Raw genomic sequence first — 12,736 nt, forward strand, 5'->3', positions numbered from 1 at the left:
AAATTAAGATTTATCAATTAAAAAGTAAGACTAATTAGGCAAAAAAGACTTTGCTAAAGGTCGAGGATTTTCTCTGGGCACTGCACTTTTGCGATTTTTTCCGCTCTATCCATGGCCTGGAAGCGGCGACCCCCATCGCTTCCCCCTGCCCAGATTGAGACTCGATGGCTGGTGTTTTTTCTTCTGTGACGAGGTTGCGCCGTGCCTGCATGGCAGGATTGGTCGGTGTGTCGATGTTGTTCAGCGGCGGCTGCAGCCATCAACAGGGGCAGGACATGGTCACGCAATTCAGCAATGCCAGGCCCCAGGAGTTTTTGCAGACCAGTGTCGACCGCATGGCAACGCTGGCCATGCACGACAACCTGCAAAGCCTCTACCTGCTGATGAGCAAGCTTTACCTGCGCAACCCCGAGGAACTACGAAAATCCGGCTTTCTTGACGCCCGTACCGCGGAAAAACAGGTGCGCATGGCCATCGAGCAGCAACAACCCTTGCCGACCCTGGGTGGCAAGAAGGACCTGGCCGCCCTGAGCTATGCCATGAGCCCGGAGTTTCTCGGCGATCGGGTCGGGGCGTTCATCTATGCCATCGGCAGCATGCTGGTCACCGCTCATGGCAATCGCCTCGAGTTCTACATGACCGACACCATCGACCCGCGTTTTGTCAGCAATGCGGCGCGCAACATCGAAAAAGCCACTTGGCTGCTTAGCCAGCGGCAGAACAAGGACGGCAAGCCGCTGCTGTTTTCCAATGAGATTTCGGAGGAGGGCAGCAACCTGAGTTTCGCCGTCGAGTTCGGGAAAGTTGTCGCCCGATTGGACCTGCTGACCCAGATGCTCGACGAGCGCTACCGGCGTATCGGTTTGAATTACGCCCAGAGCCTGCTGTTCCTCAATTTCCTGCCGGTTCAGTGACTAGAGGATAAAGGAATAAAGATAGATCATATCGATATAGGGCGTTATAAGAAAAATCGCTATGCTCGCGGCCAGATTTTTCATGCGGTCGTGTTGAGACGGGTTTAATGGATTTCGGTAATGTCGGTTTAGTCGTTGCGGGCCTGGTGGTCGGCTTCATCGTTGGAATGACCGGCGTCGGTGGTGGGTCGCTGATGACCCCGATCCTGTTGTGGTTTGGTATCAACCCGGCGACGGCGGTGGGTACGGACCTGCTGTATGCGGCCATTACCAAGTCTGGTGGCGTGTTGGTTCATGCCAAGAACCGCAACATCGACTGGGCCATCACCGGCTGGTTGACGTTGGGCAGCGTGCCGGCGGTCGGCTTGACCTTGTGGTTCCTCAGCAGCCTGCACAGCTCGCCCGACGCCATGAACGCGGTAATCAAGCAAGCCTTGGGCTTCGTGTTGTTCGCCACCGCCCTGGCAATCCTGTTCAAGAAGCGTCTGCTGCAATTCGCCCACGACCGTGCCGGTGGTCACTACAACCCCTCTGGCGCGCGTCTCAATGTGCTGACGGTCATCACCGGTCTCGTGCTGGGGACGATGGTCGCGTTGACGTCCATTGGCGCCGGCGCCCTGGGCACCGTCGCGCTGTTCATTCTCTACCCGTTCCTGGTCACCAAGCGCCTGGTGGGCACCGAGATCGCCCACGCCGTGCCGCTGACCCTGGTCGCTGGCCTGGGCCACGCGAGCATGGGCAATATGGACTGGCACATCCTGGGTTTCCTGCTGGTCGGTTCGTTGCCGGGGATCTACCTGGGCAGTCATTTGTCGGGACGTATCTCCGACGAGCTGTTGCGCCCCTGCCTGGCGGTGATGCTGGCGATGATCGGGTTCAAGCTGGCGTTCTAGCACGATCACCCCGATCCAGTGTGGGAGCGAGCTTGCTCGCGATAGCGGCATGACAGTCAACATCGAAGTCGACGGGTCGATCGCTATCGCGAGCAAGCTCGCTCCCACAGTGATCCCCGTTCCAACTCTCGCGCCGCACTCTCGCTACGGTTGCGCAATGATCCCCCTGGCCTAAGCTTCAAGGCAGGCAGGCGCAGTATTGAGCGACTCTCGCGGAACAATCGCCGCCCTGTGCAATCAGTACAGCGTAAATATCAAAAGGAGAGGCGCATGCTCATTCGGTCGTTGACCTTCGCTACCTTGCTGGCCATCGCCGGCCCCCTGTTCGCAGCCGATGGCGACTCACCCCTGGTGGCGGATGCAGGCAGGGCACGTCCCCTGATCGTCATCGCGCCCAGTACAGTCGACCCGGCCTGGGTCAGCCTGAAAAAGGCCTTGGATGAACCGGCGGGCAAGCAGGGTTTTTCCGAGCGCAACATGGTGCTCTACACCGTGCTCAATACCATTGGGCAGCGCGATGGCAAGGACCTGGACCCGCAAAGCACCATGGCGCTGATCCGCTCCCTCAAGCTGGGCGCCGGGGCCCAGACCAAGATCATCCTGGTAGGCAAGGACGGGGAAAAGAAGCTTGAGCATTCCGGGGCGATCGAATTGAAAGACCTCTTCGACACCGTCGATAAACTCCCCGCCGCGGAAAAAGAAGCGACGCCCCCGGCGCCACCTCCCGCGCCAGAGCCCGCACCGGCCAAGGATGCGAAAGGCACCAAGCCTGGCAAGGCAACCAAGCCGGCGGGGCCGGCGAAGCCGCTGGATGATTGATTTCCAGTAACGACGAGCGAGGGAGCTTGCTCCCGCTGGGTTGCGCTATGTAGGAGCTGACGAGTGCAACGAGGCTGCGATCTTGTTCCAGGCAATTGAGTTGGAAGCGAATGATCAAAAGATCAAAAGATCGCAGCCTTCGGCAGCTCCTACAGGCTATTGGCCATCCAGCGCCATCAGGATCCGGTGCGCCGCCTTCACTCGTTCCTCGATCGGGTAGTTCCTGTTGGCAAGCAGGACGATCCCCATGTCCTTTCCGGGCACGAACGCTGCGTACGCGCCGAAACCGTTGGTGGAGCCGGTCTTGTTGATCCAGGCGCCGTCCGGCGCCGGGCGGGGCGGGTCGAGAGGTTCGGCTTTTTGTGGGGTCAGGGCCATCTGCGGTGTGTTGCCCGCGAGCAGGTCATTCAAGGTGTACGGGGCGGGGTAGAACTCCCAGCCCAGCCCCTGATTCATCCCGCCAACTTTATAGAAACCCGTATGCGTCGTGGCGATGGCTTGCTTCAGGTCCGCGTCCAGTTTTTCAGGTTGCAGGTTGGCCTCGACGAAACGAATCAGGTCCGTTGAACTGGTCTTCACCCCGTAGGCTTCGGAATCCAGTGCGCCGGCACCGACTCGCACGGGCTTGCCGTCCTTTGCATAGCCTTGGGCGTATCGGCCCATCTGATCCTGCGGCACCCGCACATAGCTGTGCTTGAGCCCCAACCCTGGCATCAGCGTGCGCTCCATCACCTCATCAAATGGCTGCCCCAGGCTGCGGGCCGCCAGATAGCCGAACAGGCCAATGCTCGGGTTTGAATAGAGCCGCTGGGTGCCGGCCGGGTAGAGCGGTTTCCAGTTCCTGTAGTAACTGAACATCCGGTCTGGATGATCCGCCTCGTCGGGAAACTGCAAGGGCAGGCCGCCGGCGGTGTAGGTGGCAAGGTCGAGCAGGCGGGTGCCCTCCATGGCGCTGCCGCGCAGTTCGGGCGCAAAGCGACCGGCCGGATCCGCCAGGGACAGTTTGCCCCGGGCCTGGGCATAGGCGCCGAGGGTGGCGGTGAAGGTCTTGCTGACCGAGCCGATTTCGAAAAGGGTCTGGTCGGTGACCGGCTTTTTCGTGTCCTTGGAGGCCACGCCGTAGTTGAAATAATGGCGTTGACCGTTGTAGGTGATCGCCACGGCCATGCCCGCGATGTCCTGTTGTTTCATCAAGGGCTGGATGACGGCATTGACCGTGTCTTCAATGCGTTCCTGGGCAAAGCTTACGGACGTCCCGCAGACCAGGAAAAAAATCCCGGCGAGTATCGATCTGGCAATTGGCATGGTGCAGCGTTCTCGTTGGCCTTCCTGGAGGGGGCTCAATCTAGGGCGTTTTTGGCGGCCCGGCAATCCGAGGCTATCGGGCCGGGGGGATGTTTCTGAGTTGTCTGACGGGGCTACGGGAACCTTCCCACAAAACGCTCGGGTTGCCCGACGCGACCGGACCTCAAGCCAAACCACACAAAGCGGCGGCCGCCGGGTAAACTCGCGGCTCTTTCTAAAGGAGTTCACATGAGTTACTACCAGCCCGGCATTCTCGCCACCCCTGTTCCGCCTCAGGCCCGTCATTTGTTTTTTGCCCTGGAATCGGTCGAGGCATTGCCGGCTGCGCTAGACAAACTCCTGTTGTTGCTCGATGGTCGGACCGTGATCGGCTTTGGCGAATCGCTGGTCCAGGCGCTGGGCGCCCAGGTCGCTGGCCTGCGGGCTTTTCCGGCGTTGGCCGGCGTAGGCGTGGACAACCCCTCGACCCAACATGCCCTGTGGTGCTGGCTGCACGGTGAAGACCGCGGCGAGCTGATGCACCGCAGCCGCGCCATCGAAGCGGCACTGGCCCCGGCGCTGCGCCTGGTGCAGATGAACGAAACTTTCCGCCACATGACCGGCCATGACCTGACCGGCTATGAAGACGGCACCGAAAACCCCCACGACGAAGCGGCCATCGCCGCCGCCCTGGCCCAGGGCGCCGACGGGGTGCGCGGTGGCAGTTTCGCCGCGATCCAGCAATGGCAACACGACCTGGACGGTTTCGCGGCGATGCAGCCCCATGAGCGCGACAACATCATGGGCCGGCGCCTGAGCGACAACGAAGAAATCGACGATGCGCCGGAATCGGCCCACGTCAAGCGTACCGCCCAGGAAAGCTTTGCCCCGGAGGCATTCGTGGTCCGGCGGTCCATGCCTTGGATCGAAGGCGACCGTGCAGGGCTGATGTTCCTGGCGTTCGGTTTCTCCCTCGATGCCTTCGAGGCCCAATTGCGGCGCATGAGTGGCCTGGAAGACGGCATCACCGACGGCCTGTACCGCATGAGCCGACCGATCACCGGCGGCTATTACTGGTGCCCGCCGGTGTTGGACGGACGCCTGGATCTGCGCGCCTTGGCCCGGTAAGCGCAGCGGTTTGTGCAAAGCGTGACGTGAACGCTATCCTTGGGCCGGACGTCTATCCGTGGAATGGGAGAAGCAAGCGTGGATAAAGTCATCGTCATCACCGGTGGCGGCCGCGGAATCGGGGCGGCCACGGCGCTGTTGGCTGCCGAGTTGGGCTATCGGATCTGCATCAACTACCAATCCGATGAAAGCGCCGCGCAAGAGGTGCTTGAACAGGTCCGGGCCAAGGGCGCGCAGGCGATTGCCGTGCGCGCCGATGTGAGCATCGAGGACGAAGTGATCGCCCTGTTCAATCGGGTGGATGCCGAGCTTGGCCGTGTCACCGCCCTGGTGAACAACGCTGGCACGGTGGCGCAGAAGTCCCGACTCGATGAAATGTCTGAATTCCGCATTCTCAAGATCCTGAAGACCAACGTGCTGGGCCCGATTCTCTGCGCCAAGCACGCGGTGCTGCGCATGTCGCCCCGGCATGGCGGGCAGGGCGGCAGCATCGTCAACGTCTCGTCGGTGGCCGCTCGCCTGGGGGCGCCGGCAGAGTATGTCGATTACGCGGCCTCCAAGGGCGCGCTGGACACCTTCACCGTCGGCCTGTCCAAGGAAGTGGCCGGCGAAGGCATTCGCGTCAACGCGGTGCGTCCCGGCTACATCTACACCGACTTCCATGCCCTGAGCGGCGACCCGGACCGGGTCAGCAAACTGGAATCGGCAATCCCGATGGCCCGGGGCGGTCGTCCGGATGAAGTCGCCGAGGCGATTATCTGGCTGCTGTCGGACAAGGCTTCGTATGCGACCGGGACGTTTGTGGACCTGGGGGGCGGGCGCTGATATCTGGGTTGTCTGTTCCAGCCTCATCGCGAGCAAGCTCGCTCCCACAGGGGACGGTGTTCCAATGTGGGAGCGAGCTTGCTCGCGATGGCGTCCTTACCGACAACCCCTATCAAAACGAGCGAATAATCCGCCCCAATGTCTCCATGGCCTTTTCCGAGGCCTCGGTCCAGGGGCTGCCGTAGTTCAAGCGAATGCAATTCCTGAAGCGTCGGGTCGGCGAAAAGATCGGCCCCGGGGCGATGCTGATGCCTTGGGCCAGGGCCATCTGGAACAGTTTCAGCGAATCCATCTGCTCCGGCAGTTCCAGCCACAGGAAGTAACCGCCCGCTGGCTGGCTGACGCGGGTCTGGGCCGGGAAATAGCGGGCGATGGCGGCGAGCATCGCGCTTTGCTGTTCTTCCAGGGCGTAGCGCAGTTTGCGCAGGTGACGGTCGTAGCCGCCGTGTTGCAGGTAGTCGGCGATGGCGGCCTGGGCCGGCATCGAGGCGCATAGCGAGGTCATGAGCTTGAGCCGTTCGATCTTCTGCGCATAGCGCCCGGCGGCGACCCAGCCGATGCGATAGCCCGGCGCCAGGCTCTTGGCGAACGAACCGCAATGCATCACCAATCCTTCGGTGTCGAACGCCTTGGCGGGCTTGGGGGCCTGCTGGCCGTAATAGAGCTCGGCGTACACGTCGTCTTCGATCAACGGCACCTGGTGGCGGCGCAACAGTTCCACCAAGGCCTTTTTCCTTGCCTCGGGCATGGTTGCGCCTAGGGGGTTCTGGAAACTGGTCATGCACCAGCAGGCCTTGATCGGATGGCGCTCGAGGGTCTGTTCCAACACCTCCAGGTCGATGCCGTCGCGTGGATGGACGGGGATTTCCACGGCCTTGAGCTTGAGTCGTTCCAGCACTTGCAGGCAGGCGTAGAACGCCGGTGCCTCGATCGCCACCAGGTCGCCGGGCTCGGTCACGGCTTGCAGACACAGGTTCAAGGCTTCCAGGGCGCCGTTGGTGACCAGCAGTTCTTCCATGGGCAGCATCAACCCGCCCACCATGTAGCGCAGGGCAATTTGCCGGCGCAGGTGCGGGTTGCCCGGGGACATGTCGGTGACGACGACCCGAGGGTCCATGTCCCGTGTGGCGCTGGACAGCGAGCGCGACAAGCGCTGCAACGGAAACAGCATCGGGCTGGGGAATGCCGAGCCGAACGGTACGGTGGTCGGGTCCTTGATCGAGTCCAGCACCGAAAACACCAGTTCGCTGACGTCCACTTCGGTGGACTCGTGCACCTGGGTGCTGATGGCCGGCTCGGAAAACGGGCTTGGCGCATGGGTGTTGACGAAATAGCCCGAGCGCGGCCGGGCGCGGATCAGGCCGCGTCGCTCCAGCAGATAATAGGCCTGGAACACGGTGGACGGGCTGACGCCGTAGGTCTGGCTGGCATAACGCACCGAGGGCACGCGCTGGCCGGGCCCCAGCATGCCGGAGCGGATCAGTTCAGCGATGTCGTCGGCGAATTTTTCATAGCGTTTCATGGCGGGCCCAGTCTTGAGTGACACATGGTTTGCGCTTTTTAAACTGTGAGGGAGCCCGTGGGAGCAAAGCTTGCTCGCGACGCAGGCGACACGGATCAACAGTAAGGTCGGGTCATCGTTCTTCGCGAGCAAGCTTTGCTCCCACAAGCTCGCTCCCACAGGGCGCCCGGCATCTTAAAGCTTCAACGATTCATCGGTGCGACAAAACGGCTCTTGGCCAGGCTGTAGATGCCGGGTTCATCGCTGTCGGCCACCTTGAAGGTCATTTCCTGGGAGCCGCTGCGTGGTCGCTCGCTAAGCATCGCCACCGACACCGGCACGTCGACGATTTCCCCCGGGGCCAGGCTCAGTTGGGTCTTGCCCTGGAGGACGAAGCCGTCGCCATCCACCAGGGACAGGTGATAGTCCTGGCGTTGCTGGGTCTTGTTGATGATTTTCAGGCTGTAGATGTTCTCGATCTGGCCTGCGCTGTTTTCGCGGAACAGGCCGCGGTCCTTGCTGACATCCAGCGACACCATGGGCCGTTGCACCAGGGCCAGGGCCAGCGCGCCGATCATCACCAGGAGCACGGCGGTATAGCCGATCAACCGAGGTCTGAACAGGTGAGTCTTGCCCCCCTGCAATTGATGTTCCGAGGTGTATTTGATCAGGCCGCGGGCGTAGCCCATCTTGTCCATGATCGAGTCGCAGGCGTCGATGCACGCCGCGCAGCCGATGCATTCCATCTGCAAGCCGTCGCGGATATCGATGCCGGTGGGGCAGACCTGCACGCACATCTGGCAGTCGATGCAGTCCCCCAGGCCAATATTGGCCGGCTTCACCTCCCGCTTGCGCGGGCCGCGGATTTCGCCACGGGCCGTATCGTAGGAGATGGTCAACGTGTCCTTGTCGAACATCACGCTCTGAAAGCGTGCATAGGGGCACATGTGCATGCACACCGCTTCCCGCAGCCAGCCGGCGTTGAGGTAGGTGGCAGCGGTGAAAAACAGTACCCAGAACAGGCTGACGCCGCCGATCTGCAGGGTCAGCAGTTCTTCGGCCAAGGGGCGGATCGGCGTGAAGTAGCCCACGAATGTCAGGCCGGTGAGCAGGCTGATGGCCAGCCACAAGGTGTGCTTGGCGCTGCGGCGCAACAGTTTGTTCAGGCCCCAGGGGGCCGCTTGCAGCTTGATCCGCTGGTTGCGTTCGCCTTCGGTGATCTTCTCGCACCACATGAACAGCCATGTCCAGGAGCTCTGCGGGCAGGTGTAGCCACACCACACGCGACCGGCAAACACGGTGATCGCAAACAGGCCGAAGGCGGCGATGATCAACAGGGCCGACAGCAGGATGAAATCCTGGGGCCAGAAGGTCGCGCCAAAAATATGGAATTTGCTTTCGGAAAGGTCCCAGAGCACCGCCTGGCGGCCGCCCCAGTTCAACCACACCGTGCCAAAGAACAGCAGGAACAGAGCCCCCGCACCGCTGATGCGCAAGGTGCGGAACAAACCGGTGAAGCTGCGGGTGTGGATCAGGTTGTCGGTGGTCCTGGCCTTGATCTTCGTTGGCGCAGGTTCGAACGTCTGTATCAACTGGACGGGGATTCTATCGCTCATGGTCGGTCGCTCATCAGCCTCTATCTGGCCGGCGCACTATGACCATGGAACTGTTTGCATAACAGACTCAGGTGTTTCGATAAAAACCGGATCAGATGCCGCGAAGCCCAGGCGCTGCGACACTTTGATGCACCCAGGAAGTGCCGAACATATTACTGTGGCGAGGGGATGAATCCCCTCGCCACAAATGCATCCGTTGCCTGTGGATTGGGTTCAGATCACCGAACCGCTGTCCGTGGCCTTGAGGTGCTTGCGCTTATCGGTCGCGCCGGCCACGGTCAGGGCATCCACTTCGGCTTCGGTGAGATGGACCATGTCGCCATTGATTTCCACGGCTGACATGGCCTTGTCCGGGTCAGTGATGATGACCAACTCACTGGCGGGGCGCAGCTTGGTTCCGTTGGCGGTTTTGATATGGCAGGTATTGTCTTTGTCGATTTGCTCAAGCATGACGTCGCTCCTTCCTGAATGTCCTGAGTATTAGGTCCCACCCGCTGGCCAGGGTTCGTTGTGGCTGATCAGCGGTCGGGTGCACCTCTGGCTTCGCTTGCGGTCCATCGTTTATCCAATGAGAAAGAGGATGCTCCATGGAAGCCTGGTGGCATGAAGTCTGGATAACCCTGCAGGCGGAATTCGCCGACATCACCGATGCCCAGCAGATGACCCGGGTCACGGTGCGGCTGGTCATGGCTGCGCTGTTGGGCGGCATCCTCGGCTTCGAGCGCGAACACAAGGGCAAGGCTGCCGGCGTGCGAACCCACATGCTCGTGGCGCTGGGGGCGGCGTTGTTCGTATTGGTGCCACAGATGTCCGGGTCCCAGGCCGACGCCATGAGCCGGGTGATACAAGGGGTGGTCGCCGGCATCGGTTTTCTGGGTGCTGGCACCATCCTGAAAAACAACGACGGCGATGAAGCTCATGTCAAAGGCCTGACCACCGCCGCCGGCCTGTGGATGACCGCGGCCATTGGCGTCGCCGCCGGGCTGGGCCGGGAGGCGACTGCGTTACTCAGTACGGTGTTGGCCCTGGTGATCTTCAGTGTAATGCCGGTCATTGTTCGGGCACTGGAGAAGGGCGACAAGCCATCAGCCTGAGCATAAGACCTGTGGGAGCACGCTCGCTCCGAGCGGCGTTCCGATGATGGCGGAGGATCAGCCAGCCACTATGCTGATTGACACTCCGCTATCGCGAGCAAGCTCGCTCCCACAGGGAGTCGTTGAATCAGACCCGCTCCGGCGGCGCCTCGCTGGGCGGGTCGCCCTTGGGCGGTTGTGGGGCCAGCGGCGGGTCTTGTTCTGGAATCGGTTCCGGATCGGGACCGGGCGGGGGCAAGGTGGGGTCGTCGATGTTCGGATCGGGTGTTTCGGCCGGGATGGGAATATTCATCGGGACGGGTCTCCGTAACGCACATGGCTTGAGTCGTGCTTATTATTGTTGACCACCCTGTAGCGGGTTTGATCCCGGATACATCGAGGGCAAATCCCGCTGAACTTTTAGCCGTCGTCCCGGTTCGGAGTTTAAGTGAGTTTTTTTCAGGGACCCGTTGGGCCTTTACCGCCACAAGCGCGTCCATGGGGCGTAAAAGGAGCGATGCTCGATGACTGCTGAACACCCGTCTGACCTGATCTACAACCCGCATTTGCCGTTGTCTCAAGCCTTGTTGTTACCGCGTATCGCGATTGAAAACACCATGCCGGTGATCGACGGCGGGCAATTTGCCGCCAAGGCCGTGGCCGGGCAGGACGTGACGGTGACCAGTAAAGTGTTCGCCGACGGTCACGACAAGCTGGCGGTGCGCATTCGCTGGCGTTCGCTGCAGGATGAAGTGTGGAACAGCGAGGTCATGAGCGACCTGGGCAACAACGGCTGGCGCGGCCAGTTCAATGTGCCGGAGCAAGGTCGCTATGTCTTCTGCATCGAGGCCTGGATCGATCAGTTCGCCAGTTTCCGCTACGAACTGGAGAAGAAATTTGGTGCCGGAGTGCCGATCAGCCTGGAGTTGCAGGAAGGACGCAACCAAGTGCAAATGGCCGTCGAGCGCAGCACAGGGGAACTGAGCGAGCAACTGGCGGCCTTGCACCACGAGCTTTCCGGCCTGTTGCCGACGGAGCAGGTGGCGCTGTTCCTGGCACCGCGCAGTGCCGACCTGATGTCCCTGGCCGATCATCGACCTTACTTGAGCATCAGCCCCGAATATCCGTTGGATGTGGAGCGCAAGCTGTCCGAGTTTGCCAGTTGGTATGAGCTGTTTCCCCGCTCGATCACCGACGATCCCCAGCGCCATGGCACGTTCAATGACGTGCATTCGCGCCTGGCGGTGATCCAGGACATGGGGTTCGACGTGCTGTACTTCCCGCCGATCCACCCCATCGGTCGCAGTTTCCGCAAAGGTCCGAACAATTCCCTCACCGCCGGTCCCGACGACCCGGGCAGCCCCTATGCCATCGGCAGCGAGGAGGGCGGACACGAGGCCATTCACCCGCAGTTGGGCAGCCGCGAGGATTTCCGGCGCCTGGTGGCGGCGGCCGCGCAGCACGGCCTGGAGATTGCCCTCGACTTCGCGATCCAGTGTTCCCAGGACCACCCCTGGCTCAAGCAGCACCCGGGCTGGTTCAGCTGGCGACCGGACGGCACGATCAAATACGCGGAAAACCCGCCGAAGAAATACCAGGACATCGTCAACGTCGATTTCTACGCGGCCGATGCGATTCCCAGCCTGTGGGTGGAACTGCGGGACATCGTGGTGGGCTGGGTCAAGGAAGGCGTGAAGATATTCCGCGTCGACAACCCTCACACCAAGCCACTGCCGTTCTGGCAATGGCTGATCGCCGACGTCCGCGCCCAATACCCCGAAGTGATGTTCCTGGCTGAAGCGTTCACCACCCCGGCCATGATGGCGCGACTGGGCAAGGTCGGTTATTCCCAGAGCTACACCTATTTCACTTGGCGCAACACCAAGGCCGAGCTGGCGACCTACTTCAGCGAGCTCAACGAGTCGCCTTGGCGTGAATGCTACCGGCCGAATTTTTTCGTCAACACGCCAGACATCAACCCGGCCTTTCTCCATGAGTCGGGGCGCCCGGGCTTCTTGATCCGCGCGGCCCTGGCAACCATGGGCTCGGGTCTGTGGGGCATGTATTCGGGCTTTGAACTGTGCGAGTCGGCCCCGGTACCGGGCAAAGAGGAATACCTCGATTCGGAGAAATACGAGATCCGTCCTCGCGACTTCACCGCGCCAGGCAACATCATTGCCGAGATCGCCCAGCTCAACCGCATCCGCCGACAGAACCCGGCGCTGCATACCCACTTGGGCCTGAAAATCTACAACGCGTGGAACGACAACATTCTCTATTTCGGCAAGCGCACCGCCGACGGCAGCAATTTCATCCTGGTGGCGGTGAGCCTTGATCCGCACAACCCGCAGGAAGCCAGTTTCGAATTGCCGCTGTGGGAAATGGGCCTGCCCGACGACGCCCAGACCCAGGGCGAGGATTTGATGAACGGGCATCGCTGGACCTGGTACGGCAAGTACCAGTTCATGCGCATCGATCCGGCGTACCAGCCGTTCGGGATTTGGCGGATCAGCGTGGCGTGACGCGGTGCAATGTTGAGTGAGGGCTGTTGTGGCGAGGGAGCTTGCTCCCGCTCGGCTGCGAAGCGGTCGTGATTTCAGGGGGGGCGCTTGGCGCCCAGCGGGAGCAAGCTCCCTCGCCACAAAAAGACCTCACCCCATAAAAAGACCTTTCAAGCCTGTGT

The 12,736-nt window shown here is 61.4% G+C and carries 12 protein-coding genes; 7 read left to right on the forward strand and 5 right to left on the reverse strand.

Features of this window, described 5'->3' with window-relative positions:
* Nucleotides 1–209: 209 nt before the first annotated feature.
* The 3 genes from J4E63_RS07760 to J4E63_RS07770 all read left to right on the forward strand — a co-directional run bounded on the left by J4E63_RS07760 (nucleotide 210) and on the right by J4E63_RS07770 (nucleotide 2,626).
* The gene (locus J4E63_RS07760; protein WP_259333609.1) at nucleotides 210–914 is read left to right on the forward strand and encodes a hypothetical protein; all 705 of its coding nucleotides are present in this window, start codon (nucleotides 210–212) and stop codon (nucleotides 912–914) included.
* Nucleotides 915–1,021: 107 nt separating this feature from the next.
* The gene (locus tag J4E63_RS07765) at nucleotides 1,022–1,807 is read left to right on the forward strand and encodes a sulfite exporter TauE/SafE family protein (RefSeq protein ID WP_207281551.1); all 786 of its coding nucleotides are present in this window, start codon (nucleotides 1,022–1,024) and stop codon (nucleotides 1,805–1,807) included.
* A 270-nt stretch (nucleotides 1,808–2,077) separates the two neighbouring features.
* Complete coding sequence (locus J4E63_RS07770; protein ID WP_092199211.1) at nucleotides 2,078–2,626, forward strand: DUF4174 domain-containing protein; 549 nt, start codon at nucleotides 2,078–2,080, stop codon at nucleotides 2,624–2,626.
* A gap of 156 nt (nucleotides 2,627–2,782) precedes the next feature.
* Here J4E63_RS07770 and ampC read toward each other — a convergent pair whose 3' ends face one another.
* A complete protein-coding gene (gene ampC, locus J4E63_RS07775; protein ID WP_207281552.1) occupies nucleotides 2,783–3,931 on the reverse strand; it encodes a class C beta-lactamase in 1,149 nt (382 codons plus the stop codon).
* Between the two features lie 228 nt (nucleotides 3,932–4,159).
* Here ampC and J4E63_RS07780 point away from each other — a divergent pair, with 228 nt between their 5' ends.
* Nucleotides 4,160–5,038 carry a Dyp-type peroxidase gene (locus J4E63_RS07780; protein WP_207281553.1) on the forward strand — a complete coding sequence of 293 codons (879 nt, stop codon included), beginning with the start codon at nucleotides 4,160–4,162 and terminating at the stop codon, nucleotides 5,036–5,038.
* A gap of 78 nt (nucleotides 5,039–5,116) precedes the next feature.
* Entirely contained in the window at nucleotides 5,117–5,863 is a 747-nt protein-coding gene (locus J4E63_RS07785; RefSeq protein ID WP_092327336.1) for an SDR family oxidoreductase, read from the forward strand.
* 112 nt (nucleotides 5,864–5,975) lie between these two features.
* Here J4E63_RS07785 and mapR read toward each other — a convergent pair whose 3' ends face one another.
* The 3 genes from mapR to J4E63_RS07800 form a co-directional block, all read right to left on the reverse strand.
* Complete coding sequence (mapR, locus tag J4E63_RS07790) at nucleotides 5,976–7,385, reverse strand: GntR family transcriptional regulator MpaR (protein WP_207281554.1); 1,410 nt, start codon at nucleotides 7,383–7,385, stop codon at nucleotides 5,976–5,978.
* Between the two features lie 182 nt (nucleotides 7,386–7,567).
* Complete coding sequence (ccoG, locus tag J4E63_RS07795; protein ID WP_207281555.1) at nucleotides 7,568–8,980, reverse strand: cytochrome c oxidase accessory protein CcoG; 1,413 nt, start codon at nucleotides 8,978–8,980, stop codon at nucleotides 7,568–7,570.
* A 213-nt stretch (nucleotides 8,981–9,193) separates the two neighbouring features.
* Nucleotides 9,194–9,430: a DUF3203 family protein gene (locus J4E63_RS07800; protein ID WP_207281556.1), complete on the reverse strand. Its 237-nt coding sequence runs from the start codon at nucleotides 9,428–9,430 to the stop codon at nucleotides 9,194–9,196.
* Nucleotides 9,431–9,567: 137 nt separating this feature from the next.
* On the opposite strand from J4E63_RS07800, the gene J4E63_RS07805 reads away from it, so the two are divergent.
* The gene (locus J4E63_RS07805; RefSeq protein WP_207281557.1) at nucleotides 9,568–10,074 is read left to right on the forward strand and encodes an MgtC/SapB family protein; all 507 of its coding nucleotides are present in this window, start codon (nucleotides 9,568–9,570) and stop codon (nucleotides 10,072–10,074) included.
* Nucleotides 10,075–10,201: 127 nt separating this feature from the next.
* Here the strand turns inward: J4E63_RS07805 and J4E63_RS07810 are convergent, their stop codons facing one another.
* Entirely contained in the window at nucleotides 10,202–10,366 is a 165-nt protein-coding gene (locus tag J4E63_RS07810; RefSeq protein WP_207281558.1) for a hypothetical protein, read from the reverse strand.
* 211 nt (nucleotides 10,367–10,577) lie between these two features.
* Between J4E63_RS07810 and J4E63_RS07815 the strand changes: the two genes are divergently transcribed.
* Entirely contained in the window at nucleotides 10,578–12,575 is a 1,998-nt protein-coding gene (locus tag J4E63_RS07815) for an alpha-1,4-glucan--maltose-1-phosphate maltosyltransferase (RefSeq protein ID WP_207281559.1), read from the forward strand.
* The last annotated feature ends 161 nt before the right edge of the window (nucleotides 12,576–12,736 follow it).

The sequence above is a fragment of the Pseudomonas sp. FW300-N2F2 genome, assembly GCF_017351655.1.
GTDB classification, from domain to species: Bacteria; Pseudomonadota; Gammaproteobacteria; order Pseudomonadales; family Pseudomonadaceae; genus Aquipseudomonas; species Aquipseudomonas fluorescens_AA.

Coding starts and splice junctions, on each gene's coding strand:
- J4E63_RS07760 (WP_259333609.1), top strand. CDS start 210: ATGGCAGGATTGGTCGGTGTGTCGATGTTGTTCAGCGGCGGCTGCAGC.
- J4E63_RS07765 (WP_207281551.1), top strand. CDS start 1,022: ATGGATTTCGGTAATGTCGGTTTAGTCGTTGCGGGCCTGGTGGTCGGC.
- J4E63_RS07770 (WP_092199211.1), top strand. CDS start 2,078: ATGCTCATTCGGTCGTTGACCTTCGCTACCTTGCTGGCCATCGCCGGC.
- ampC (WP_207281552.1), bottom strand. CDS start 3,931: ATGCCAATTGCCAGATCGATACTCGCCGGGATTTTTTTCCTGGTCTGC.
- J4E63_RS07780 (WP_207281553.1), top strand. CDS start 4,160: ATGAGTTACTACCAGCCCGGCATTCTCGCCACCCCTGTTCCGCCTCAG.
- mapR (WP_207281554.1), bottom strand. CDS start 7,385: ATGAAACGCTATGAAAAATTCGCCGACGACATCGCTGAACTGATCCGC.
- ccoG (WP_207281555.1), bottom strand. CDS start 8,980: ATGAGCGATAGAATCCCCGTCCAGTTGATACAGACGTTCGAACCTGCG.
- J4E63_RS07800 (WP_207281556.1), bottom strand. CDS start 9,430: ATGCTTGAGCAAATCGACAAAGACAATACCTGCCATATCAAAACCGCC.
- J4E63_RS07805 (WP_207281557.1), top strand. CDS start 9,568: ATGGAAGCCTGGTGGCATGAAGTCTGGATAACCCTGCAGGCGGAATTC.
- J4E63_RS07810 (WP_207281558.1), bottom strand. CDS start 10,366: ATGAATATTCCCATCCCGGCCGAAACACCCGATCCGAACATCGACGAC.
- J4E63_RS07815 (WP_207281559.1), top strand. CDS start 10,578: ATGACTGCTGAACACCCGTCTGACCTGATCTACAACCCGCATTTGCCG.